The sequence below is a fragment of the Vibrio sp. ER1A genome (assembly GCF_000733315.1).
Taxonomy (GTDB): domain Bacteria; phylum Pseudomonadota; class Gammaproteobacteria; order Enterobacterales; family Vibrionaceae; genus Vibrio; species Vibrio mediterranei.
The window spans coordinates 87,955-111,411 of sequence record NZ_JPJA01000085.1 but is presented as its reverse complement, the minus strand read 5'-3'; the positions used below and the strand labels follow the sequence as shown (position 1 = coordinate 111,411).

24 protein-coding genes and 1 pseudogene are annotated in these 23,457 nt (G+C 44.0%); 8 read left to right on the top strand and 17 right to left on the bottom strand.

From position 1 onward, the window contains the following. The 15 genes and pseudogenes from HW45_RS29940 to HW45_RS06490 form a co-directional block, all read right to left on the bottom strand. Window positions 1-285 (bottom strand): annotated as a pseudogene (locus tag HW45_RS29940) (ApeP family dehydratase); the annotation flags it as partial. Beyond that, window positions 278-1,483: a beta-ketoacyl-[acyl-carrier-protein] synthase family protein gene (locus tag HW45_RS06555; protein ID WP_038225686.1), complete on the bottom strand. Its 1,206-nt coding sequence runs from the start codon at window positions 1,481-1,483 to the stop codon at window positions 278-280. The pseudogene HW45_RS29940 and the gene HW45_RS06555, both read right to left, overlap by 8 nt. Before the next feature lie 9 nt (window positions 1,484-1,492). Next, window positions 1,493-2,164 (bottom strand): DUF3261 domain-containing protein, encoded by a 672-nt coding sequence (locus HW45_RS06550; protein ID WP_152559641.1) that lies wholly within the window; start codon window positions 2,162-2,164, stop codon window positions 1,493-1,495. Next, window positions 2,161-4,533: an MMPL family transporter gene (locus HW45_RS06545; protein WP_051867836.1), complete on the bottom strand. Its 2,373-nt coding sequence runs from the start codon at window positions 4,531-4,533 to the stop codon at window positions 2,161-2,163. Before HW45_RS06545 ends, HW45_RS06550 begins: the two co-directional genes overlap by 4 nt. After that, a complete protein-coding gene (locus HW45_RS06540; RefSeq protein WP_038225684.1) occupies window positions 4,505-5,095 on the bottom strand; it encodes an outer membrane lipoprotein carrier protein LolA in 591 nt (196 codons plus the stop codon). The genes HW45_RS06545 and HW45_RS06540 overlap by 29 nt, the downstream gene beginning before the upstream one ends. A 52-nt stretch (window positions 5,096-5,147) precedes the next feature. Continuing rightward, window positions 5,148-5,600 carry an acyl-CoA thioesterase gene (locus HW45_RS06535; protein ID WP_038225683.1) on the bottom strand — a complete coding sequence of 151 codons (453 nt, stop codon included), beginning with the start codon at window positions 5,598-5,600 and terminating at the stop codon, window positions 5,148-5,150. A gap of 86 nt (window positions 5,601-5,686) precedes the next feature. After that, a complete protein-coding gene (locus HW45_RS06530) occupies window positions 5,687-7,225 on the bottom strand; it encodes an HAL/PAL/TAL family ammonia-lyase (protein WP_038225681.1) in 1,539 nt (512 codons plus the stop codon). Beyond that, entirely contained in the window at window positions 7,209-8,987 is a 1,779-nt protein-coding gene (locus tag HW45_RS06525; protein WP_051867835.1) for a glycosyltransferase family 2 protein, read from the bottom strand. The genes HW45_RS06530 and HW45_RS06525 overlap by 17 nt, the downstream gene beginning before the upstream one ends. Next, on the bottom strand, window positions 8,980-9,348 hold the full coding sequence (locus HW45_RS06520; RefSeq protein WP_038225679.1) for an ApeI family dehydratase: 369 nt from the start codon (window positions 9,346-9,348) through the stop codon (window positions 8,980-8,982). The genes HW45_RS06525 and HW45_RS06520 overlap by 8 nt, the downstream gene beginning before the upstream one ends. Window positions 9,349-9,418: 70 nt before the next feature. After that, window positions 9,419-10,798, bottom strand: coding sequence for an AMP-binding protein (locus HW45_RS06515; protein ID WP_038226021.1), 1,380 nt, complete (start codon window positions 10,796-10,798; stop codon window positions 9,419-9,421). Between the two features lie 24 nt (window positions 10,799-10,822). Next, window positions 10,823-11,380: a hypothetical protein gene (locus HW45_RS06510; RefSeq protein ID WP_038225677.1), complete on the bottom strand. Its 558-nt coding sequence runs from the start codon at window positions 11,378-11,380 to the stop codon at window positions 10,823-10,825. Further along, window positions 11,380-11,637, bottom strand: coding sequence for an acyl carrier protein (locus HW45_RS06505; protein ID WP_006071849.1), 258 nt, complete (start codon window positions 11,635-11,637; stop codon window positions 11,380-11,382). The genes HW45_RS06510 and HW45_RS06505 overlap by 1 nt, the downstream gene beginning before the upstream one ends. A gap of 15 nt (window positions 11,638-11,652) precedes the next feature. Beyond that, window positions 11,653-11,913: a phosphopantetheine-binding protein gene (locus HW45_RS06500; RefSeq protein WP_038225675.1), complete on the bottom strand. Its 261-nt coding sequence runs from the start codon at window positions 11,911-11,913 to the stop codon at window positions 11,653-11,655. A 10-nt stretch (window positions 11,914-11,923) separates the two neighbouring features. Then, the gene (locus HW45_RS06495) at window positions 11,924-12,712 is read right to left on the bottom strand and encodes a lysophospholipid acyltransferase family protein (protein ID WP_038225674.1); all 789 of its coding nucleotides are present in this window, start codon (window positions 12,710-12,712) and stop codon (window positions 11,924-11,926) included. A 15-nt stretch (window positions 12,713-12,727) separates the two neighbouring features. After that, window positions 12,728-13,396: a beta-ketoacyl synthase chain length factor gene (locus tag HW45_RS06490; protein WP_038225672.1), complete on the bottom strand. Its 669-nt coding sequence runs from the start codon at window positions 13,394-13,396 to the stop codon at window positions 12,728-12,730. Window positions 13,397-13,466: 70 nt separating this feature from the next. Between HW45_RS06490 and HW45_RS06485 the strand changes: the two genes are divergently transcribed. Then, the gene (locus HW45_RS06485) at window positions 13,467-13,859 is read left to right on the top strand and encodes a hypothetical protein (protein WP_006071843.1); all 393 of its coding nucleotides are present in this window, start codon (window positions 13,467-13,469) and stop codon (window positions 13,857-13,859) included. A 28-nt stretch (window positions 13,860-13,887) separates the two neighbouring features. Then, window positions 13,888-14,958, top strand: coding sequence for a class I SAM-dependent methyltransferase (locus HW45_RS06480; protein ID WP_006071841.1), 1,071 nt, complete (start codon window positions 13,888-13,890; stop codon window positions 14,956-14,958). Between the two features lie 95 nt (window positions 14,959-15,053). On the opposite strand, the gene HW45_RS06475 is transcribed toward HW45_RS06480, so the two are convergent. Next, the gene (locus HW45_RS06475) at window positions 15,054-16,313 is read right to left on the bottom strand and encodes an adenylosuccinate synthase (RefSeq protein ID WP_038225669.1); all 1,260 of its coding nucleotides are present in this window, start codon (window positions 16,311-16,313) and stop codon (window positions 15,054-15,056) included. 146 nt (window positions 16,314-16,459) lie between these two features. Between HW45_RS06475 and HW45_RS06470 the strand changes: the two genes are divergently transcribed. The 6 genes from HW45_RS06470 (at window position 16,460) to cyoE (ending at window position 22,497) form a co-directional block, all read left to right on the top strand. Next, a complete protein-coding gene (locus tag HW45_RS06470) occupies window positions 16,460-17,326 on the top strand; it encodes a LysR family transcriptional regulator (RefSeq protein WP_006071838.1) in 867 nt (288 codons plus the stop codon). Window positions 17,327-17,802: 476 nt separating this feature from the next. Then, window positions 17,803-18,684 (top strand): ubiquinol oxidase subunit II, encoded by an 882-nt coding sequence (cyoA, locus tag HW45_RS06465; protein ID WP_062457483.1) that lies wholly within the window; start codon window positions 17,803-17,805, stop codon window positions 18,682-18,684. Window positions 18,685-18,689: 5 nt separating this feature from the next. Further along, window positions 18,690-20,726, top strand: coding sequence for a cytochrome o ubiquinol oxidase subunit I (gene cyoB, locus HW45_RS06460; RefSeq protein ID WP_038225665.1), 2,037 nt, complete (start codon window positions 18,690-18,692; stop codon window positions 20,724-20,726). Then, the gene (gene cyoC / locus HW45_RS06455) at window positions 20,716-21,315 is read left to right on the top strand and encodes a cytochrome o ubiquinol oxidase subunit III (RefSeq protein WP_038225663.1); all 600 of its coding nucleotides are present in this window, start codon (window positions 20,716-20,718) and stop codon (window positions 21,313-21,315) included. Before cyoB ends, cyoC begins: the two co-directional genes overlap by 11 nt. Continuing rightward, the gene (gene cyoD, locus HW45_RS06450) at window positions 21,312-21,623 is read left to right on the top strand and encodes a cytochrome o ubiquinol oxidase subunit IV (RefSeq protein WP_038225661.1); all 312 of its coding nucleotides are present in this window, start codon (window positions 21,312-21,314) and stop codon (window positions 21,621-21,623) included. Before cyoC ends, cyoD begins: the two co-directional genes overlap by 4 nt. A gap of 7 nt (window positions 21,624-21,630) precedes the next feature. Next, complete coding sequence (gene cyoE / locus HW45_RS06445; protein WP_038225659.1) at window positions 21,631-22,497, top strand: heme o synthase; 867 nt, start codon at window positions 21,631-21,633, stop codon at window positions 22,495-22,497. A gap of 64 nt (window positions 22,498-22,561) precedes the next feature. On the opposite strand, the gene HW45_RS06440 is transcribed toward cyoE, so the two are convergent. Next, window positions 22,562-22,933 carry a c-type cytochrome gene (locus HW45_RS06440; protein ID WP_235225368.1) on the bottom strand — a complete coding sequence of 124 codons (372 nt, stop codon included), beginning with the start codon at window positions 22,931-22,933 and terminating at the stop codon, window positions 22,562-22,564. Window positions 22,934-23,457 lie beyond the last annotated feature (524 nt).

Sequence of the window (23,457 nt, the reverse complement as noted above, 5' to 3'; positions counted from 1 at the left end):
TCGCGGGTGAATAGTTACACGTCGGCTACCTAATAAAAAACCGATGGGCGGTGTCTCACCTTTTTGTTTGGAATGAAACCCTGACCAAGCAGCGATAGATTGTGCCATGAACTCAATACCGACGTATGCAGGAGTGGTCTTAGATTCGTTATCAAAAAACAATTGGTGTTCACCAATATCCACTTGGCAATGCACTGATTCTTCTTGTACATCAATCAAACGGTCCACCAAAATCATTGGTGTATCATGAGGAAGCAATTCGGCGATGTCTGGAAAATTAGTCATTCCATTCTCCAAAAATAAGACTGATGTTGTTGCCGCCAAAGGCAAATGAGTTACTCAATATTGCTTTTCCATTGAGTTTGAGGTCAGTATCCACAAGGCTGATTTCGATGTCGGACGCTTTGTTTTTGCAGGATTGCTTAGGCAAAGACAAGTCAGATTTGAGTATGTGGTAAGCAATAGCTGCTTCTGTTGCACTGGCTGCGCCAAGTGTATGGCCAGTAAATGGTTTGGTGGAGCTAACTGGCACGTTAGTACCAAAAACACGAGCAATAGCTTTGCTTTCCATAGTATCGTTTAACGGTGTCGCGGTTCCATGGGCATTAATATAGCCAATATCTGCAGGGCTTAATTGAGCATCTGCTAGGGCTTTTTGCATTGCTTCTTCCGCACCACGACCTTCCGGGTGAGGCGCTGAGATATGATGGGCATCAGAACTGTCACCAGCCCCTAGCAAAGCGATTGGCTTGTTATCGGTGTCTAATGGCTGATGACCAAGCAGCATAAAGGCGGCGGACTCACCAATATTGATTCCATCTCGATCTGCATCGAATGGACGACAAAGCGTATTGGATAGCGCTTCTAAGCTATTGAATCCGTTCAGTGTAAGTGCACATAGCGTATCTGCGCCGCCTACAATAACCGCATCTACCAGCCCTGACTTGAGTAGCCGTTTCGCTGTGATGAATACGCGTCCACTGGAAGAGCAGGCTGTTGAAATCGCATAACACGGGCCTTTGATGCCAAAATACTTAGCAATAAAGTCACTACAGTTACCCAGCTCTTGTTTGGTGTAGTGATATTCTTTTGGAAATTGGCTTGTAGCCAGTATTTCAGTGTAAGCCACTTCACCGTCGGAAATCCCAGATGTGCTGGTCCCTACAATGACGGCGACGCGCTCTGAACCATAACGATTAATGGCGGCTCGCACATTGTCTTCTATTTGTTGCAATGCAGAAAGCGCCAATCGATTGTTTCTTGAATCGTAGCGGCTAAGCTCGGCGGGAAGCTCAGGTAGTGCTTCTTTAACGCGTCCTACGACAGTCTCTTTTCCCGAATTCAACAATCCATGGTCGTGTTCCATATGGTTGCAATAACCTTGAGACAAGCTCCGTCTTACACCTTCAGGTGTATGTCCTAGAGCTGAGTGGAACCCGCAATCTTGGATGAAAATGGGTATTGGGGGAATGCTTTGCTTCATACCTATCTATTATTTACTGCCGTTGAGTTGAAAGTTGAGCGTTTGGATTACGATTGAGTACCCCAATTGTTGGTGCTCAAAGTAAATTTTACCACGAAGTGGATCTGGGTTGCTGTAACGGATTGTGATTACCGTAGCCCCCGTCTCATCGATGAGCTGACGTTGTTGCGTGGAATCTTTGATTCGCCAACCTATTGTGCTAAGTGGGGCTTCCCAAGCGCTCTTTGGCCAGATTGTCATCATGAGATTAAACAAAATTTGCTCCGGCTCAGGAAGTGTATTCTCCAAACCGTTCAGTACGTTCGCCTCGATATCGTTATTCTGATAACTCAGAGACATAATGCGTGTTCCCCAAGAAGAGAACCCTGCGAGTACAAGTTTGTCTTTACCCACTTGCAGCTGCACTGGCAGTTGTGAGGACTCTGGTCCTTTTGGAGTTTGCCAGGTCGCACTGATCAGTTGACTGGCGCTTAGCTGATACCCTAGCTGAGCTGGAGTCGGCAGTTCAACCGATGTGTTTGGGTTTAATTGCACTTGTGTAGAAGCATCTTGTGGTTGTAAAGCACAGCCTGTCGTTATTAGGAGGAATAGCGTTGCGATTAACGTACCGATACGTTGCTTCAGCCTATTAATAATCTTTATCGGTGTGTGAGCCAGAGTAGGAGAGAAGGTTAAGGTCATTTCATTTCCTTATTATCAACAATGGCTAAAGGCGAGAGCAGCCAAGCCACGAAAATACCGACTAATACGGTAATTCCGAAGCTGTGAATAGCGTGTGTTTGGCTCAAAGACAGCAAACCGAATGACAATAATGTCGTGATAGCAGAAAGCGTGATCGCTAGTAAGGTACTTTGGCATCGCTGTTGTTCAGCAAAAAACAAGGTGTAATCGATGCCAATACCAATGATTAGAATCAGTGCCAGTAGGTTAAACAGATTTAATTCTCCACCAGACAACACTGTCACGGCCAATCCTGCAACACATGCAATGAGTGAGGGCAACAGGATTCGTATGCTGTGAGCCAGACCATAGCGCCACACTAAAACGGCGGCGATAACTGCAATGGCAAAACCCAACAACTCCATAATCTTGACTCGGTATTGAGCAAAAAGATCAGACACTTCTTCTGCCTTGTTCAGGTAGGTGATGTTGTTATGCTGGTGGGCTAGCTGTTTAATACTTTCAGCGCTAGACACATCTTTTAGTAAAATCACTGAGGCGACTTTACCTTCGATATCGCCGAGATATAAGAAACGAACTGGCTCAGATACCGCCTGTTTAAGGTAGTCAGTTAACGTGACCAATTGAGGCTGTTTCGCCAGAGGTGGCAACTGATTCATTTGCAGTGCCGCTTTTAATGGCTCGGCTTGATCTGCGTATAAATTCTGAATTAACTTAAAATCTTGCGCTTGTCTTTGCTGAGAAGGAAGGTAGCGGCTTAGACTTTGGTAACCGGTAATCACTTGATTGTGTTGCCACGAGTCTAATTGGGGCTCTAGCGATTCTAAAGTTTGCATCAGCGCTTCGTTGTTTTGAGCGGTAACCACTAACATCTGCTGAGAAGATTGCATTCCGGTTAAACCAGAAATAGTAGATTCTTGCTGTTTCAAGTCTGCTGGCATCGCCTGCAACTGATGGATGTCATCGTTATAGCGTACTTTGGTGACAGCGATAGCGCTTAACAGCAAAACAACCAGAGGTAGGCCCAACCAGACACTTCGCTTCTGCCAATAGCCAAGCCACAGCTGACTCAACTTCTGACCCGGTAGAACACGCGGCTGACTTGGTGTTTTTGCTAAAATTGGGTACCACGCGACTACAGTGACATAGGCCGAGATCAGTCCAATTGCCGAGAACAATGCCAACTGTTGTAAGCCGGGGAAAGGGGCAATTAATAAACCTAAGTAACCAATTAGACTAGTGAGTAGTCCAAAAGTGATCGCTACAAAAATATGTTGCAACCCTTTAAGGCTGTTCCAATTATTACCCGCAGCTAAACGGTCAGTAAGAAAGTGAAAGGCATAATCAATAGACACACCAATCAAGCTAGCGCCAAACACTAAGCTAAATAGATGGACCTGTCCAAATATCGCTGTGGTCACCGCTAAAGCAACCAGCAACCCCATGGATACTGAGATAAGTGCTAGAGCAAGTGGCACGACACTTCGAAAAACGAGAACAATTAATAGCACTACGCCAACGAGCGAAAATACGCCAATTGTACTGATTTCGGACTTAGCGCTGCGAGTACCGAAATCGGCATAAAAAAGTACACCAGTATGTGCAACATCAACGTCAAACTTGTGCTTGAGTTGCTGCTGCCAGTACTCGATGTCAGGCACGGCTTTCTGAGCCTTCATACTATAAGGCGAGTCATTGAGTTCAGCCGTCACCAGTAAATAGGTTGTGCCTTGATACTCTGTGGTTAGGAAACCGTTCAGTAATTGGAACGCTGAAGAAGAGTGACTCACTTGACTCAAATAATCGCGAAATAGTAGAAAAGGGTCATTCTCCAATTCGCTACCTGTAACGCCAGAAAATGGGTTGTAAATCGCTTGAATCACTCGTTGTGTTTGGGCGCTAGGGTTAGTGGTTAGTCGCTCTCTTTGATCATTGGTCAGTTGCTGCCAGCGGTGTTGAAAATAATATTGAGCCCATTGCTTTTGTTGGTCTTGTGATATTTTCGCAGTGACCGAAGCAAAATAGGGACTGTCTTTCAGTTGTTTAGAAAAAGCGTTTGCAGCGTTGAAGAGAGTTGAGTGCTCTTGTGAGTTACCGTCAGTCGATAGCACAAACACCACTTTGTCACTCATACTGGCTGTCACTTTATTAAATGCACTTTCCGCGATAGGGTTTTGCTGGTTGACGGGGAGTAGCTTTAGAATGTCAGTCTCAATTGGTGAGGTCGCTGAGAATCCCCATTGCTTGATCAGTAAGAAAATAGCAAACACAACGATGCCAGCCCACAATGTGGCCAGTTGATAACAACGTGTCTGAGTGAACTGTGGGCGGCGCATAATGTTAGAACTTGAATTGAGCTTGTTCGGCATCCGTTAAGCTTTCAGGTTGGTAGCTTTGGTTGCTGAAAAGGATGTCGGTTTTATCGCCACGGATCTCTTGTAACGTTAAGCGCTCAAGGTCGCTTTTTCCACCTAGTGTGATGGTATCAAAAACGGCATTAAGTGGTGCGGATTTAGGCGTTAAAGCTAAGGTCCATTGACCATTGTCGGCTTTAAACGTCATATCAAATTGCTGCTTAAGCTGGTCGGTATCACCATGAAACACGGCTAGGAATATATGGCTAAAGTAAAATGCCATCGGATTATCCTTTGCTGTGATAACTTGTGCAGGTTGGTCCGCGAAAGTCTGGCGTAACTTGTCTTTTGTTAACACTAACTGCACCGTAAAGGGAACATCTTGCCGCCATAATAAACCGTGCGTTTTATCGAGTGTAAATTGACCCGTTGAAGTTAAAGGTTGGTCAAACATTGCGAGCGTGCGCTTCTGTTCAAAATCGCCACGTACGATAGGATGTTGAGCGAGTTGTTGTTGCAACTCTTCCATTGTGTTGACCTGGGCCAACGCAAAAGGAGAAGCAATGAGCAGCATCATTGTTGCTATAGTTCTTAAGGCTGAACAATAGCGTCTAACGTGGATATTTTGTCTAATTTTCATTATTGAAATGTCCTTGTTTATGCCATTGCTCAACTTTATCGGTGAAAATAGTTGGAGAGACGAAACACATCTCTTCAGTTTCAATTGCTACCGCTACCTGTGTGGTGTGCGCTTTACACATACGAGCACCAGTTTGTGCATCGTAAATCACGTAGTCGACTCTCAGACGGTTTTCCCACTCGGTTAATTCAGCCGTTACTCGGATCTCATGATTGAAGGGAATGGCTTTAACGTATTTCACTCGGGTATCAATGATCGGCCACGCATAGCCAGAGGCTTGCATGGCACGATAATCGTAGCTGATTTTACTCATCAAAACTCGGCGGGCTTCTTCGAAAAATCGAAAGAAATTCCCGTGATAGATGACGCCCATAGGATCCGCATCTTGAAAAGAGGTAATGATGTTGACCTCAGCTGTAAGCGGATGTTGAATATCAGTCATAACGATTCCTAATACTGTATAAACCCATGGGGTTAACTAAACAATTTTAACCAGAGAATGATTTACGTTGTAACGGTAAATTTAGCTTAATAAAGAGACCAGTGGCGCTGTTGTATGCGCTGCATGAAATGGCGCAATTCCGCTTCTAAAGGACGATCTTCAATGACCATTTCAAACTCACTTAATATGGAGTCTCGAATTGCCTTCAGATTTTCGCTCATATGATGTTCATCTAACTCATTTTGGCGTTTTCTGAGTTCTATGGCTTGAATACCAGCTAACAAAGAAGCCGCGGCAACTTGCTCAGTGAGCTCTAACACGCGTAAACAATCACGAGCAGCAATGGTACCCATGCTGACTTTATCTTGGTTGTGACACTCGGTAGAGCGAGAGAAAACACTCGCTGGCATCGTGTGTTTTAGAGCTTCAGCTGTCCAAGCCGAGATACCGATTTGTACCGCTTTAAAGCCGTGGTTAATAGGCTTACGTTCACCTTCAGCGCCCGTTAGGTTATACGGTAAGCCATTGTTGAACTTGTAATCCATTAACTGTGCCATTTGACGATCAAGTAAGTCGGCGAGGTTGGCAACACCCGTCTTGAGCGTGTCCATTGCCATAGCAATATGTCCGCCATAGAAATGACCTCCGTGCAGTACGCGTTCGTTATCACCGTCAATGATCGGGTTATCGTTGGCGCTGTTAAGCTCGTTTTCAATCAGCTGTCGTAACCAAGGCAGAGAGTCTTGAACAACACCAATGACATGTGGTGCGCAGCGCAATGAATAGCGGTCTTGCAGACGGTCACTGTTACGAGGCGGTCGCTCAGCCTGAAGATCATCACGTAGCCACGCTGCAATTTGCTGCTGACCTGGGTGCGGTTTTACAGCAAATAGTGCTTCATCAAAGTGGAAGTCATTGCCGTGGATCCCCACTGAAACCATCGCAGTGATCTTGGTGCACAGTTGTGCAAGGTATTCTGCACGCTTATACGCCAAACAAGCGAGAGCAGTCATCACAGAGGTGCCGTTCATGAGTGCCAAGCCTTCTTTTGGCCGCAGCGTGATAGGCTTGATGTTCAGTTCGTCAAAGACATCTTTAGTCTCACGAATCTCGCCTTTATACAGTACATCTCGTTCACCGATAAGGGCCGCGGCAAGGTAAGACAGCGGTGTTAAGTCACCACTGGCACCTACAGAACCTTCTTGAGGAATTCTTGGTGCTATATCGTGATTAATCAGCGTTGTAATTTGGTTGAGTAGATCGTGAGAAACGCCAGACATCCCCTGTGCTAGCGAGCATAAACGGGTCGCAAGAACTGCGCGAGATTGTTCGTGAGTGAGTATGTCGCCCAAACCACAGCCGTGAAAACGAGTTAAATGAAGTGGCAGCTCATCGACAAGGTTTGGTGGAATAGCAACAGTACATGAGTCGCCATACCCTGTGGTTACACCGTAAATAACACCTTCTTCTTTAAGAAGACGTTCTAAAAAAGCCACACTGCGGTCAATTTTGGCAACATACTCAGGAGCGCTATTCATACTAGCCGTTGCGCCAGCAGAAATGGCGACGACGTCTTCGATAGAAAGGCGCTCTGCGCCGAAGGTGATGTTATTTTTCTTGGTCATTGTGCTTACTTAACGTCCAAAAGTTGAAAAAGTTGTACCACTGTAGTGGCGACTTTACGGCATAGTGCTCTAGGCGGTTCGCATACCGCTGGACAACGTGTTCCAAAGCGTCTTGTCGATTGTTACGTGGCAAGGCTATTTTGTCACTAAAATGCTCAAAATAGACATTAAAATGTGGTTCTTTGCGGCTATCGTCTCGAAAGCCAAAAATTAGATAGACTGGAGCTTTGAGTACCGACGCCAACATAAACGGCCCTTGAGGAAAAGGAGCGGGTCTATCTAAGAAGTCGGCCCAGACGCAGCGTTGTTCTTTGCTCGTCGATGTTCGATCGCCAACGATAACTACCCATTCGCCTTGCTCGATTTTTTGTTGCAGCATGATCGCCGTATCTGGACCCATCTGACTGACCTGAATTAGGTTAAGGTCAGAGTTTGGATTAATGGCTCTCATTACTGAGTTAAATTGCTCGGCATGTTCTGTGAAAACTAAGGCATTAATTTTGATATGGGAGTAGCGCTGGCTGAGAGCACGGCAAAACTCAATATTTCCAAGATGAGAGCCCAGTAATAAAACACCTCGTTGACTATCAATCAAAGGCTGGAACTGATCTTGGCCATGAATCGTTAGATTATCCAGTGAGAAATCCCCTTGCCATGCTGCCAGTTTATCGAGCATGGTATGACCGAACGACAAGAGGTGTTTCTGACTAGTTAAATCATCGGGCAAAGCAATGTTGCGACGTTCCGCGTAGTGCTTCAAATGGTCGAGGTATTGCTGCGATGCATTACGCGCTCGGGCATTGGTTAAATGGTAGTAACCAATAACCACGGGTAAAATGAGATTGAAAACCCGACGCCCCAGCAAACGGTAGACCCAAAGCAAGGTTTTGATACCGATAACGGTGCCACGTTCTTTTTGCGTTGACCAATGAGCACCAGATTTGTCTGAAGAGCCATGAGGCGTGTTCACATTTTGGTTTTGAAAATGGCGGGCGATCAATTTAGGGCTGCGCGGTAACATGCCAAAGAACAACTTCGTATGCATCGTGCTGATCTTTACGTTGTCCCACAAGGCATCAAAGTGAGAGATGCCACCCTCTGGGTACATAACGCGGGTATCAATAAATTGAATGTCACAACCTTCCCAATACATACGAACCAAGATCTCGATATCAAAATCCATTCGAGTGCCGATGTCGTATTGATTGAGAACGTTGATAGTAGCCTCAACTGGATAGGCTCTAAAGCCACACATGCTGTCTTTTATTGACAGCGAAAGTGTTTCAACCCAAACCCAAAAGTGTGTGATATAGCGCCCATACAATCGGGATTTGGGGACGCTACTGTCATAAACCGGTTTGCCTGAAATAAGCGAATGTGGCTGGTTTTGTGATGTTTCGATTAAGACAGGTAGTGACTCTAGATCGTGCTGACCATCAGAGTCAATTTGTATGGCGTGAGTGAAGCCAAGCGAACTTGCATGACGAATACCTGCCATCACGGCGCCACCTTTCCCTTGATTTTGTTCAAGGGTAATAAGGTGCACGTCATGAGCGATAGCCACGGTGGTAAGCGCTGCTTTTGTAGTCTGGTCACTGCCGTCGTCGATAAGGATGATTGCAAAGCCATATGGCTTTAACGATCTCACTACGCCTTCGACAGTAGAACCATGGTTAAAACATGGAATGAGAAAGCAAGGCAGATACTGACCGTCTTGTTTTTGGATGCTCTCTGCGTGTCCACGTTCTTTGTTGTTACTCACTCGAACTACCTAGTTTCATTTTACCGGAGGAATGCACGACGATGTCTTCTCCAGATATTGACGTATATTTAAACGCTAACTTTTGCGTCTCTTCATTCCAATTCAGAGTCAGTGTGATGATTGCATCAGGCAGAATAGGCTCTTGAAATTTAATCACTTCCATTCCTTTAAATGCAGAAGGAACATTAAGGTGCTCAACAGCGTAATAGAGTGCCCAATCAATTTGAGTTACACCAGGAAGTAAAGGGAAGTGATTAAAGTGACCGCAAAAATCCAGAATATCGGCGTCTGCTTGAATACAGATCGTTGCGGACGCTGATTGTACATCAGAATTTAGTACGGTCGGTTTTCTTTTTGTCATGGTCGTGTCGGTCTTAGTCTTTTTAATGTAAGTCGTGTAAATGTAAGTAGTGTTCTTTACGATAAACGAACTATAGCGAGTCGGCGAAAAGCTTCTCAAGTTCGGATACTTGCCTTTTACCTTGACTGTTCAATGGTATCTCTGCAACGACTCGAAAACGTCGTGGAACCGCGATTGGTTCAATCCATTGCCTCAATTCCGCGCGCAGCAATAGCCAAAATTTGCCTTTCCCTAGGGATTTAAGCTTATCAAGACCCGCCGGCGTGAGTACGATTGTGGCATTGAGTGACAAGCGCTGTTGATCGTGGCAGCAGAATACGGCACTTTCGTAAACCCAGTTTAGCTGATCGAGACGTTTTTCTACTTCAACTAACGAGATACGCTTTTCTTCTATTTTTACAATACGGTCAGTTCGTCCTTTTAATTCAAAGCGTTGTTCATCATGGAATACACAAGCATCCGCAGTTTGGTACCAGTTGTCAGCATCAATATGTGGTGATTTGAGCTTTAAACATTGTTCGTGATTTAGCTCAGCTTCGATGCTGGGAAATAGTCGCCAAAATTCACTTGGACTGTGCTGTTGCTTGTAGGCAATCCCCCCAGTTTCCGTGCTTCCGTAGACCTCGATAGGTAATTGTCCAAAAAGTCCGTGCGCGTGTTTCGCGGCTTCGTAAGGTAACGGTCCTCCTGACGAGAACAAGGCGCGTATCTCAGCAGAATCTGTCTGGGTAGATAACCGCTTGAGTAGAGCAGGGCTGCTCACTAGCACACGATTGGCCGATGCATGACTCATCACTTGCTCAGGATACTCTAGGTTTCGGCAAGCAAATGCACGCCCAGTGCATAGTGGCCAAAGTACGCGAAACAACAACCCGTAGATATGTTGATGAGAGACCGTGCTTTCGATGAGGGCATTGCCTAGCAGATCGCCCCAAATAGACTCTAGGATGGTAATTTCTGTGTCTAAGTGCTCGAGTGTCTTAACAATAGCTTTTGGTGCTCCACTCGAACCAGAAGTAAATAAGATGATTTCAACTTGCTTTAAATCGAGGATGTGAAACGGCTTTAGGTTCTCAAAGTGAGAGTCAATAGTGATCCGTTCGCATGGTCTGGTCGCAATGGGTTCTACACCAGCGTCATGGATTAATAAATCGAACTGGGAGGAAAGTTCAGTCAACGCCGCATTTTGGTAGTTACCAGGAAGGACCACACTTTTTCCTGCATGGCAGCAGGCTAAGAACCCAACTGCAAATTGATAACTATCTAGTGTGCACACTGCAACGCGCTGTGAGGTCGAGTGTTCGAGCATGTCACTCGTGGCACGAATGTCGTGTAAAAATTGCTGCCACGTCCACTGTTTCTCGATATCGAACGCGACAGTGTCTTCACCGATTTTAGAGGTGCAGAGTAAGTGCGCAAGCGTCCGGTGTTTGTTGTTAGAGCGGTTCATGTGATCAACATTTGCCATATTGAATTAATCCTTGCGTACAAACTGTCTGATTATCCACTCACCTGCAAAAAGACTTCCGGCTGCTAGATAGCTAATCAATCCGTTGTACAAAGTCCAAACCTCTAGTGTTTGAAAGCAAGTGTAGAGAGCAATGCCCGCGTTGATAATAAAAAAGGCACACCATACTTTGGTGACATTTCGAGTATAAGAAATGGCACTTGCGGGTAACTCCGGTTCCTGAAGACGAGCGAAACGCTCGATGATGGATTGTGGCTGCTTTAAGCTGATGGCGAAAACGCTCAGCATACAAAGATTAACGACGACGGGATAAAAGGTTAGCCATCCGTGCTGTTTAAATAAAGCACCTAATACACTAAGCGTGATTCCTGTGAGACCACTGATCAATGCAAGCTGCTTGAGTTCTTTGAATTTTGCCTGCTTGCTAGAAATGATTCTCACCACAAATACTGTGATAAGAATCAGACTGATAGCTTGGAGACCGAATCGTTCTGCACCGAAGTAGACGGCAAAAGGATAGGCAAAAATTACTATTGCAGACAGTATGGTCAGCAAAGCTCGCATTATTTATCTTTCAATAGCTCAGTCACAGAGACCACAACGTCATTAACTGTGCGTACAGCTTTGAACTCTTCAGGCTTGATTTTTTTGCCAGTTACTTTTTGCAAGTGAACTACTAGATCAACAGCATCAATGCTATCTAAATCAAGATCTTGATAAAGGTGAGCTTCAGGTTGAATATCCGCTTCGTCAATTTCAAACAGCTCCACGAGAGCGTCTTTTACTTGGTCAAATACTTGCTGTTGGTTTAATTCTGTCATGCTGATATCTATCGATTAGTTGCTAGTTTGAGACGAAATGTACTTTGCAAGGTTTGCTACAGATGCAAAGTGTTCACGTGTATTGGTATCGTCTGCGTCAATTACGATATTGAACGTTTTCTTAATGGCTAAGCCGAGTTCAAGAGCATCAATGGAATCTAGACCTAGACCATCACCGAACAGTGGGGCATCAGTTTCGATATCGTCAATAGTAATATCTTCAAGGTTTAGGGAGTCAATAATCAGTTGTTTGATTTGGTTTTGTAGTGCTTCCACAGGGTCCTACTTATTGGTGTTCATTTTCGGGGAAAATCGCTTCGGCCAAATAACGGTTTAGTTTTCTTGCCGCTAAAGTCGGAGAATTAGTTTGCTCAATAAAGGGCGCGATTTCAATCTTACCCTTTATTTCGACATGGAAAAAGGGCTTGGTCTTTGGAACTTGATACCACTTTTTTTGTTTCGTGAGAAAAGAGGGAGTTACAGTAATATGAACTACTCGCAAATCACGCTGAGTACGCACGGCAATTTGAGCCGCACCTCGCTGTAGCTTTGATTCGACACCAGGTGTGGTGCGTGTTCCTTCTGGGAAAACGAGTAACACGTTGCCTTGATCAAATCGTTGTTCGCAAATTGTAATAACATCATCTGGGGCTTCATTGGGAATATAGCCTGCCGCTTGAACGATGTGTTTCATAAACGGGTTACGCCATATTGCACTTTTCACCAAGCAATCACATTGCTTAAGTTGCGAGGCAATCAAAACGTAATCAATTAGACTCGGGTGATTAGCTACAATCAGGCAATTGCGGTCGTTTTCTAACACATCAGCGCCAGTTATCTTGTAGTCGATAGCACCAGTAAATTTCATTAAACGACAAAATACATGGAAAGAAGATTGAATCAATGCCTGTACGCGATTTTCTCTTAGTTCTGTCTCAGATGTGGTTCGGATAATGAACGGAATTAGCACAAAACTGAGCACTAACCCCCCAATGCCAAACACACTAAAGCAAAAACCTGTCGCAGCAATGCGCCAGATCTGATTCACTTTTATATATAGAGACTTCACTATCATGCGATTATTATTAGGTTATGACTGGGTTGAGGCTAAAAGATGTCGAAGAAAGTCCAAAGCTTGCGGTTGATTAGACGCCGTTACTGGAGGGACTTGCATCGAATTTCCGCGAGACAATACCAAACCAAGGCTATAGCCGCAAAACTCTTGATCTTTGAATTGTTGATAAATCTCAGGTAGAGGCTCATCAAAATCTACAACCAAGACTCGATGTTCAGGGTTTTCTTCTAAGTAACTCCACGCTTCAATTAATGCACTATTAAACGTATTGTCCGATGCTGCAATGGAAGTGACTGGGATGGCCTTCTTTGCTGCAATGGTAGTGAGTCCGGCTGCCGTATTGTGTACAGACTGAGAAAAAGCCATTGGAGACGCATCGTCACCACTGACAATAGTTTTAATTAATTCGGAACTACGTCGTAGTTCACCATGTCTACTAGAAAAAACAATATAATCAATACGCTGTTCTTCCATAAGCTCAAGTGCACATTGGACAGCCAGTTTACTTAATGTACTCATACGACGGCGCATCATGGCAGGTATGCGGTTCACTTCCAACGCGCCTTCGCTAGGGCAGTTGCCTGTGTGGTACCAATCTTGCCAATCAGAAATAGTATGCAGACCGTTTGATTTTGCACTCCATGCGTCAAGGTGAAAGGAAATTAATGGAGTTGAATTTGACATAAGGTATTGATTTATTTAGATACGACTGGATAATTATATCGTTTTATAAACTAAAATGTAAGGAATTAATATGAAAGCGTTAAAGTTCGCGATGGCAGTTGTTGTAGCATTGGTTGTAGTAGGTTGTGGAAGAGTCCAACCTGTACTGAATTTTGACAATGAGCCGGTAACATATGATTTGACCGCAGCACAAGTCAAGTCGGCGATTACCGAAGCTGCGACGAATCGCGGTTGGGTGATCACTGAACCTGAAGAGGGCGTTTTAAAAGCAGCAATTTTGGTTCGTAGCCATGAAGCTGAAGCTAAAATTCCTTACACTAATAAATTCTATTCAATTACTTATGTAAGCTCTAAGAACCTAAAAGCTGCAGACGGCGAAATTCATAGAAATTACAATCGCTGGATCAACAATTTGAATACTGATATAAGAAAGCAACTTGCCGCTATCGCAGCAGCAAAATAATTGAACAGAACAACCACCAGGAATTGATGTGTCAAAACAAAATATTGATCCATACAATGCTTTTGAAGCAAAGACAGCGGCTCAAGAGCTGTCTTTTGCCCCAATTGTATTTCAAGCCGCTCGCACTTTACGAGACCTAGGGATTTTAGCTGAGCTCGATAAAGCGGGAGAGCAGGGACTAAGTGCTCCTGAAATTGCCCAAGCAACTGGTGTCTCTGAGTATGGTGTCAAAGTGCTACTCGACATGGCAATCAGTGCCCATATCGTATTGTGGAACAAACCCAACTATTCGCTAGCTAATATGGGCTTCTTTTTGCTTCATGATGGTATGACTCAGGCGAATATGGATTTCACAGCTGATGTTTGTTACGCCGCTATGATGCATTTGACGGAATCGATTAAAGAAGGCAAACCAGCGGGTTTAAAGGAACTTGGTGAATGGGAAACCATATATCAAGGCCTGTCTCAGTTGCCAGAGAAAGCAAAAGAGAGTTGGTTCAAGTTTGATCATTTCTACTCGGACAGATCGTTTCCTATTTTATTGAAAGAAGTGTTTAGCCAAGAGCCGAAGCATATTGTGGACATTGGTGGTAACACCGGTAAATGGGCGATGCAATGTTGTGGCTACAATAGCGATGTTGAAGTAACAATAGTCGATTTGCCTCAACAGCTTAATGTGGCAATGAAGAATGTGGCAGATAATGGCTTTGCACAGCGTGTACATCCTTTCCCTGCTAACATGCTGGACAAGTCTCAAGCCTTACCTGAGAAAGCAGATGTCTGGTGGATGAGCCAGTTCTTAGATTGTTTCTCTCCAATGGAGATTCTAACGATTTTAAGAAATGTTCGTTCTCAGCTGACTCCCGATTCAACGGTCTATATTCTTGAGCTATTTTGGGATGCACAGAAATACGATGCGGCGTCGTTTAGTTTGAACGCGACGTCTTTGTATTTTACCTGTCTAGCAAACGGTAATAGCCGTTTCTATCGCAGTGAAGACTTTTTAGAAATTGTCGAAGAGTCCGGATTAGAAGTGGTAGAACGTACCGACGATATTGGCTTAGGCCATACCTTACTGAAATTAAAAATAAAGTCGTAATAGTACGTGATTCATTTGCACCAACTTTTAAAGTTATAAAATGCAACAAGCCCAGCTATCGAGCTGGGCTATTTTATCTGTGAAATTCGCTGCTGTTAATTGCGAATGATCATCTGGTCACGCTCTGGACCCACGGATACCATGCGTACAGGCACACCCATTAAGCTTTCGATACGTGTCACATAGTCTTGAGCTGCTTTTGGCAACTCCTCGAAACTACGACAGCCGGTGATGTCTTCATCCCACCCTTCCATTTGCTCGTAGACTGGTGCCAGTGCAGCAGTTTGAGGCCAAATAGGGTTTTCAGTATGTTCGCCATCGTATGCGACGCAGATTTTTAAATCTTTTAAGCCCGTCAAACAGTCGATTTTTGTCAGTGCAATTTCAGTGGCCGCTTGTAGCTCAACGCCATTTTTGGTGGCTACGGCATCAAAGAAACCCATGTCACGTGGGCGACCCGTTGTCGCACCGAATTCGTTAGCGCTTTCACGGAAGTTATCTTGTTCTTCCATCGCAGTAACCAATGTACCTGTCCCAACAGATGAGCTAAATGCCTTAGCTACCGCGATCACGCGTTCAGGTCTAAGTGCTGGTAGACCACTGCCGATACCAGCATAAGCGGCTGTTACGTTAGATGACGTTGTCCAAGGGTACTCACCGTATACCAGGTCGCGACCTGCACCTAACTGTGCTTCAAACAACAAGTTCGCATCTTTAGCTTGCAATGCTTTTAGTGGCTCGGTGACATTACAAATAAATGGACGCCAAGACTTGGTCACTTCTAGTAGCCATTCAGTGATTTCTTTTGCGCTTTGTGAATAGTCACATTGTGGATAAAGCGCTTTTAGCTGAGGCATTTTCCAATCGAGCATAAATTGGAGGCGCTGCTCTAGGACTTCAGGCTGTTGTAACCAACCGACTAAAATACCTTTTTTCATCACACGATCGCCGTAGGCTGGTGCGATACCTTGTCGAGTTGAACCGTAAGCGGCATCGCCTAGACGTTGCTCTTCTAAAGTATCCTCAAGAGCGTGAAGGGGCAGACATAATGTCGCACGGTCTGAAATACATAGATTAATTTTAACGCCTGCTGATTCAACTTCAGCAATCTCTTCACTTAGTGCGGCAGGGCTGATGACCATGCCTGGGCCAAGCACAGCGGTACAATCAGGATTAAAAATGCCACTAGGAAGTTGGTGTAGTTTGAAGGTGCCGAAGTCATTGACTACAGTGTGACCCGCATTGTTTCCACCTTGAAAGCGAATGCTTGCAGACGCGTCTGCAGCTAGAAAGTCAACGATGCGGCCTTTGCCTTCATCACCCCAGTTAGCACCTACAACAACGATAGACGACATAATAAGTTCTCCTAATTGATTAGGGAGTCAGCTTAACCCTGTAGTGTGAATAAGAAAAATTAATTATAATTATTAAGTTAATAAGGAACTCATATCGGAACTATGATTATTCTATTGACTAACTCACGCATTAAGAGGGAAGAAAAATGTTAGATATTCATTGGTTAAAGACGTTTGTAACGCTGGCTGAATACAAGCATTTCGGTAAAGCGGCCAATGCGTTGCACATGACTCAGCCTAACGTGAGCTTACAGTTAAAACAGTTAGAGCAAACAACAGGCGTGAAGCTGTTAGATCGTAATCCTTTTCATCTCACGCAAGCGGGTGAGCGTTTACTACAAAGCAGTATCAAGACGTTGGAAGAGTTACAGGTGTGTCAATCCGATCTGAATGCACTTAATGAGTTAGACAAGGGAACCATCACCGTAGCAGCAAGCGATATTATTTCACGTATGCTACTTATTGGTGCGTTTAAACTGTTCAGAAATGCTTATCCTGGAATGGATATCGTGCTTTTAAATACCACGTCATCTCAAGCAGCAGATTTAGTTAAAAAGGCCGAGGCCGATGTGGGATTTGTTATTTCCCAACAGCAATCTCAGCCGTTGCACTTTGTAGAGTTACAACAGGTCAAATGGGTGGCGTTTGGTGAAGGGTTTCAACAAGCTATCGCCAATCAAAGCGAAATTACTTTGATTCTACTTGGCCATGACACCCGAACGCGGGATCTAATTGATGACGCGTTACCTAGATTAAATCTTTCAAATTATCGTGTGATGGAAGTAGGGAGCGTCGATGCACAAATTGATTGGGCTGAAGCTGGTTTTGGGGTGGCAATTATCCCTGAGTTTGCGCTGTCAACGAAAAGAAATATCCAGACAGATGTTACGCCGTTATCTGATTTCCCGACAACGAACCTTGGCTACATTGTTCGTCAGAATCAAATCTTGTCTAAAGCGACTAAACAATTACTTCAATGGGTCGGAGATGAGATGATTATTTTACAGAAATAAGGGTTTATGTGAATTTTGGTGTAATTTATATGTTAACTTGAAATCCTAAATTCATGAATAAAATCACATTTCCATCGTTATGTTGATAACAATAATGCAACAAACGGCATGTTATTGAACGCATTTGATAACAACGTAAATATACATTTAAGTACCTTTTTAATTATTTAATATCAATTAGATAGTAATACTATCTCGCCTCAGTTCTTACTATCACATCCCGTTGTCTAACTTGATTCACGCAAGCTTAGATTTCAAATACGACAGATGTGCTTCACATTTTATCTACGCATAATGCACTTGCTGTAACAATATATTTCAAAGTGTAACAATAAATCCATGTTTGAAGCATGGGTTTTACGCTTCACCTTGATGATTTTGCTTACACACGCTCAACAAAAACATAATTCTAACTAATGGGTTTTGACAACGAGTTCCGACAATGTAGTCAAGCCCGAATATACTCGAGAAAGTTAATGAAAGCCTCAAGATATCAAAGCATCTTGCTTAGGGGAGGTGTGGCGACTGCCATACTTACTCTTTCTGGATGCAGTTCTGCTTTACTTGACCCCAAAGGTGCAATTGGCGTTCAAGAAAAAGAGCTGATCATCACTGCTCTTTTGCTGATGTTGATAGTTGTCATTCCTGTGATTCTGATGACGGTTTATTTTGCTTATCGGTATCGTTCAACTAACACCGAAGAAGAGTACGCTCCAGACTGGGCTCACTCGACCAAAATTGAGGTGGTGGTTTGGACTATCCCGATTATTATTATCGCGATTTTGGCGGTTATCACTTGGCGTTCTACTCACGCTTTAGAGCCATCTAAACCCATCGCACATCCAGAAAAACCTTTAACAATCGAAGTGGTTTCACTCGATTGGAAGTGGCTGTTTATCTACCCAGAACAAGGGATAGCAACGGTTAACTATGTAGCCTTTCCTAAGGATGTTCCGGTCACATTCAAAATCACTTCTGACAACATTATGAATGCGTTCTTTATCCCAAGGCTCGGGTCTCAGATCTACGCGATGCCCGGCATGGTGACGCGACTGAATCTGATTGCGAACCATCAAGGAGATTACAAAGGCTTTGCGTCTAGCTACAGCGGTAAAGGGTTCTCCGAAATGAAGTTCACTGCCGCCGCTTTGGAAAATAAACAGGCCTTTTCTCAATGGGTGGACAAAGTGAAACACAGTCCAAAACAGATCGAAAACTGGCAGCAATATCGAGCGCTGGCAGAACCGAGTGTGGCTGATCCTGTCAGTCTTTATTCGAGTGTCCCTCCCGCGCTGTTTAATGATGTTGTAACTCAGTATCCAGGTTCGATGAACCGTTTACCCGAACACGAAGGATAAACGTTATGTTTGGAAGATTATCGCTCAATTCGATTCCATACCATGAGCCGATTATTGTTGTCACTTTAGTCGTGATTGCTCTTGCTGGATTAGCATTAGTCACGGCCATTACTAAAGCTAAAAAGTGGCAATATCTTTGGAATGAATGGTTTACCACAGTTGACCATAAAAAACTGGGATTCATGTACATCGCTGTGGCAATGGTGATGTTGATTCGGGGCTTCTCTGATGCGGTGATGATGCGCAGCCAACAACTGCTGTCGTCTGCTGGTGAAGCCGGGTACTTGCCACCTCACCACTATGACCAGATTTTTACGGCACACGGCGTGATCATGATATTTTTCGTTGCCATGCCACTTGTGATTGGTCTTATGAATATCGTCGTTCCTTTGCAAATAGGAGCGCGAGATGTCGCCTTTCCATATCTAAATAACCTCAGTTTTTGGCTGTTTATTGTTGGCGTGATACTCACCAACCTATCGCTTGGTATCGGTGAGTTTGGTCGCACAGGTTGGTTGGCGTACCCACCATTGTCAGGGATTGATGCAAGCCCTGGGGTCGGGGTCGATTATTGGATATGGGCGTTACAAATATCTGGTGTCGGAACAACCTTAACCGGCGTGAACTTCTTTGCCACTATATTGCGCATGCGAACTCCATCTATGCCGTTAATGAAAATGCCGGTATTCACTTGGGCATCTTTGTGCGCCAATATTCTGATTATTATTTCATTCCCCATCTTGGCGGTTACCATTGCACTGCTGACTTTAGACCGTTACTTAGGAATGCATTTCTTCACCAATGACTTTGGCGGCAACATGATGATGTACGTCAACTTGATTTGGGCATGGGGACATCCAGAGGTGTACATCCTAGTACTGCCAATTTTCGGTGTCTTTTCGGAAGTCACAGCGACGTTCTCACGCAAAAAACTGTTTGGCTATACCTCACTAGTTTGGGCGACCATTGCGATCACTATCTTGGCGTTTGTCGTTTGGTTACATCACTTCTTTACCATGGGATCTGGTGCAAACGTCAATGCATTCTTCGGCATTGCGACCATGATTATCTCTATCCCTACAGGGGTGAAGATCTTTAACTGGTTGTTCACTATGTACAAGGGACGAGTACGCTTTACCACGCCAATGTTATGGACACTAGGTTTCTTGATTACCTTCTCGGTCGGCGGGATGACTGGTGTATTGATGGCGGTACCGGGTGCTGACTTCGTACTACACAACTCGGTCTTCCTAGTTGCGCACTTCCATAATGTGATTATCGGTGGTGTGGTGTTTGGTTGCTTTGCTGCTATCACTTACTGGTTCCCGAAAGCAACAGGTTTCATGATGAATGAGACGTGGGGCAAACGAGCATTCTATCTCTGGATTATTGGCTTCTTGATGGCATTCTTACCTTTGTATGCGCTGGGCTTTATGGGGATGACGCGACGTCTTAGTCAAGATATCAACCCTGAATACTTCCCATTACTTGCTGTTGCAGCAGCAGGAACTGCCGTAATTGCACTCGGCGTTGTGTGCCAGTTCATTCAAATCTATGTCAGTGTTCGTGATAGAAAAGCGCATCTCGATCTCACTGGAGACCCGTGGGGCGGCCGTACCTTTGAATGGGCAACCTCGTCACCTCCGCCGTTCTATAACTTTGCACATTTACCAAAAGGCGACCAAATTGATGCATTTTGGTATCAGAAAGAAAGCGGTGAGTTTGATCCAATGAAGAAAGTGGAATATCAACGTATTCACATGCCGAAAAATTCGCCGACAGGTATCTATATTTCAGCTTGGGCACTGGCCTTTGGCTTTGGAATGATTTGGTACATGTGGTGGTTAGCGGCCATTAGTTTCGTTGGCATTGTCGTAAGTTGTATCAAACATAGTTACAACGATGATGTGGATTATTACGTCGAGGTTGAGGAAATCGAAGCCATCGAAAACGCTAGACGACAGCAGCTTGAACTAGCCAAGCAACACACTCATGCCGACGGAAATAAGAAGGACGATATGGAGGTGAATTATGCAGGGTAGTGTGAGTGCACCAGTTCATGATAGCCACGATCATAGTGATAACAAGCTGTTTGGTTTCTGGATTTACCTGATGAGTGACTGCGTGCTTTTCGCAACGCTGTTTGCTACTTATGCGGTACTTGCTAGTAACCCTATGACGGGATCATTAGCGAGAGAACTGTTTGAGTTGCCGTTTGTCTTTGTCGAAACCATGTTGCTGCTACTGAGTAGTATCACGTTTGGTTTTGGCATGATTGCGATGAAGCGTCAGGATATTACCAACCTCAAGTTGTGGATGAAAGTAACCTTTCTGCTCGGGCTAGGGTTTATTGGCATGGAAGTGTATGAGTTTCATCACCTGATAGTTGAAGGATATGGACCTCAAACCAATGCTTTCTTGTCAGCATTCTTTACTTTAGTTGGGACTCACGGCCTTCATGTGACATTTGGCTTGATCTGGATGGCGGTGTGTTATCACCAGCTGTCGAAGAAAGGGTTAAACAGCAACATGTCGATGCGTTTTAGTTGTTTAAGCCTGTTCTGGCACTTCTTAGATATTGTTTGGATCTGTGTATTTACCATCGTTTATTTACTGGGAGTCATGTCATGAGCAGTAATACAGATATAGCTGCATCAGACTACATCAAAGGGTTTTGTGCGGCTTTGGTACTGACTGTAGTACCGTTCTATTTGGTTTGGGCACAATCTCTGCCAGCGAGTACAACGTATTCTGTTTTATTTGCTTGCGCGATTGTTCAGGTGTTTGTTCACTTCAAATACTTCCTACATATGGAAGCGAAGACCTCTGATGGGCAGTGGAATTTGGTTTCGTTGCTATTCACCATCGTTGTGGTGTTTATCCTCATCGCTGGGTCGCTGTGGATAATGTACAACATGAATATGAACATGATGATGTAGAGGCAGTATGCTCAAAAATTATCTGACGATTACAAAACCAGGTATTATTTTTGGCAACATGGTCTCAACAGCGGCAGGGTTTTTCCTTGCCGCTAAAAGTGAGCATGTCGATATTACCTTGTTCTTTGCAGCACTCGTTGGTGTGGGGCTAGTCATAGCGTCAGGTTGTGTTGTAAACAATATTTTCGATAGAGATATTGACCAGAAGATGGAGCGAACTAAATATCGTGATTTAGTTCAGGGTTATGTCAATATGGATGTCGCGTTTGTCTACGCGCTATTCCTCTTGCTTGTTGGCACAGCGTTGTTATATCAGATGACCAATCCACTATCTGCGGTTGTTGTGCTCATCGGCTATGTCTTCTACGTGTTCTTTTACACCATGTGGTACAAGCGGCATTCAGTTTATGGAACCTTGATCGGAAGTATCTCAGGAGCAGTACCTCCACTTGTCGGTTACCTAGCGGTCACCAATTATTTGAGCGTTGAATCTGTCTTATTGTTCCTGTTGTTCTGCCTTTGGCAAATGCCACACTCTTACGCTATTGCGATTTTTCGAATGGAAGATTATCGTCAAGCAGGTATTCCTGTTTTACCTGTTAAGGAAGGCCTGAATAAAGCGAACCAACATATTCGACACTATGTGTTGGCATTTTGCGCGGTTGCTGCCGCACTTTTCTTTGTTGGTGAGGCGAACTACGAATATCTGATTGTAGTAGGAGCGATCAGTGCGTTCTGGGCTCGAGTTACATTCCGCGATATGAATAGCAGCAATTATATTGATTGGTCCAAAGCGGTATTTAAAGTTTCGTTGCTGGTGGTGACAAGTTTCAGCGGAGTGCTAGGACTAGAGCTACTACCCCTTCATTTTTAATCGACAGGTTCACAGTCGTGATTGACGATTAGTGAACCTTTTATCCTTAAACTTTTCAGATTGTTTATTGAATGGACTGCACATACGCCAAGATATCAATAGCATCTTTCTCGGTAAGTACTCCCTTAAAAGCAGGCATACCTTCGTCGATTTTTCCCGCTAACACTTTATTAGCAATTTGGATGGGTGTTTTGAAAGGCTTGTTGAGCTTCTGAGCGATATTGGCTGGTTCATTCGGCAGAGCGTTAGCCGCTGCACCATCACCATGCCCCTTAGAACCATGACAAGAGATACACAGCGCCTCGTATTTTTGTTTTCCATTAGCGACATTGCCGTCAATAGGTGGCTTCGCTGCTGAAACGAAAGTGAAACTGCCAATGAAAAGCGCCATTGCACCTAATAATGTTGCGATGAGTAATTTCAATTTGATCTTCATATTGTGTACTTCCTATGTGTTTTCTCGAATCCTAACGACATAAGAATGAATAGTGGGTGAATATAAAGTTATATTTATATTCATCAGTTAGTTATGTGAATATTCTCAGTGGATAGACTAGCAATCAAAAAGCAGAAGGGTTGAGACGCGGCTTATTACTTCCAAGAATAAAGAAATCAGCAAACACAATCGTGGAAGAATAAACTGAAGTGTAAAGTTACCTGAAACTGAGAAACAAATTATTGTTGCTTTTATTAATTTGGTGAAAAGCGTGCTACTAGTGACTGGAATAGGCTTTAAAGTGCTTATAAGTAATGATCTCTATATCACATAAAAACGATCGTCAATATGGATAATGTGATCTAGTTCAATGTTTATTTGATTTAAGAGATGTCAAAAAACGATACGTGTATCAACTTTGTTCTATTGACTTGTAATTAAAATAAAATTTTTACCAAAACTTTCAATTGTAATTTGTTAACTTGATCATTACTTGCCTATTGACAGGTAATTTTTGGTGATTT

What these genes read in the sequence shown, in the direction of transcription:
- cyoA (WP_062457483.1), top strand. Translation starts at nt 17,803, where the DNA reads ATGAAAGCCTCAAGATATCAAAGCATCTTGCTTAGGGGAGGTGTGGCG.
- HW45_RS06490 (WP_038225672.1), bottom strand. Translation starts at nt 13,396, where the DNA reads ATGTCAAATTCAACTCCATTAATTTCCTTTCACCTTGACGCATGGAGT.
- HW45_RS06555 (WP_038225686.1), bottom strand. Translation starts at nt 1,483, where the DNA reads ATGAAGCAAAGCATTCCCCCAATACCCATTTTCATCCAAGATTGCGGG.
- cyoE (WP_038225659.1), top strand. Translation starts at nt 21,631, where the DNA reads ATGCTCAAAAATTATCTGACGATTACAAAACCAGGTATTATTTTTGGC.
- HW45_RS06505 (WP_006071849.1), bottom strand. Translation starts at nt 11,637, where the DNA reads ATGACAGAATTAAACCAACAGCAAGTATTTGACCAAGTAAAAGACGCT.
- HW45_RS06540 (WP_038225684.1), bottom strand. Translation starts at nt 5,095, where the DNA reads ATGATGCTGCTCATTGCTTCTCCTTTTGCGTTGGCCCAGGTCAACACA.
- HW45_RS06440 (WP_235225368.1), bottom strand. Translation starts at nt 22,933, where the DNA reads ATGAAGATCAAATTGAAATTACTCATCGCAACATTATTAGGTGCAATG.
- cyoD (WP_038225661.1), top strand. Translation starts at nt 21,312, where the DNA reads ATGAGCAGTAATACAGATATAGCTGCATCAGACTACATCAAAGGGTTT.
- cyoB (WP_038225665.1), top strand. Translation starts at nt 18,690, where the DNA reads ATGTTTGGAAGATTATCGCTCAATTCGATTCCATACCATGAGCCGATT.
- HW45_RS06510 (WP_038225677.1), bottom strand. Translation starts at nt 11,380, where the DNA reads ATGCGAGCTTTGCTGACCATACTGTCTGCAATAGTAATTTTTGCCTAT.
- HW45_RS06545 (WP_051867836.1), bottom strand. Translation starts at nt 4,533, where the DNA reads ATGCCGAACAAGCTCAATTCAAGTTCTAACATTATGCGCCGCCCACAG.
- HW45_RS06515 (WP_038226021.1), bottom strand. Translation starts at nt 10,798, where the DNA reads ATGAACCGCTCTAACAACAAACACCGGACGCTTGCGCACTTACTCTGC.
- HW45_RS06485 (WP_006071843.1), top strand. Translation starts at nt 13,467, where the DNA reads ATGAAAGCGTTAAAGTTCGCGATGGCAGTTGTTGTAGCATTGGTTGTA.
- HW45_RS06530 (WP_038225681.1), bottom strand. Translation starts at nt 7,225, where the DNA reads ATGACCAAGAAAAATAACATCACCTTCGGCGCAGAGCGCCTTTCTATC.
- HW45_RS06550 (WP_152559641.1), bottom strand. Translation starts at nt 2,164, where the DNA reads ATGACCTTAACCTTCTCTCCTACTCTGGCTCACACACCGATAAAGATT.
- HW45_RS06475 (WP_038225669.1), bottom strand. Translation starts at nt 16,313, where the DNA reads ATGTCGTCTATCGTTGTTGTAGGTGCTAACTGGGGTGATGAAGGCAAA.
- HW45_RS06535 (WP_038225683.1), bottom strand. Translation starts at nt 5,600, where the DNA reads ATGACTGATATTCAACATCCGCTTACAGCTGAGGTCAACATCATTACC.
- HW45_RS06495 (WP_038225674.1), bottom strand. Translation starts at nt 12,712, where the DNA reads ATGATAGTGAAGTCTCTATATATAAAAGTGAATCAGATCTGGCGCATT.
- cyoC (WP_038225663.1), top strand. Translation starts at nt 20,716, where the DNA reads ATGCAGGGTAGTGTGAGTGCACCAGTTCATGATAGCCACGATCATAGT.
- HW45_RS06470 (WP_006071838.1), top strand. Translation starts at nt 16,460, where the DNA reads ATGTTAGATATTCATTGGTTAAAGACGTTTGTAACGCTGGCTGAATAC.
- HW45_RS06520 (WP_038225679.1), bottom strand. Translation starts at nt 9,348, where the DNA reads ATGACAAAAAGAAAACCGACCGTACTAAATTCTGATGTACAATCAGCG.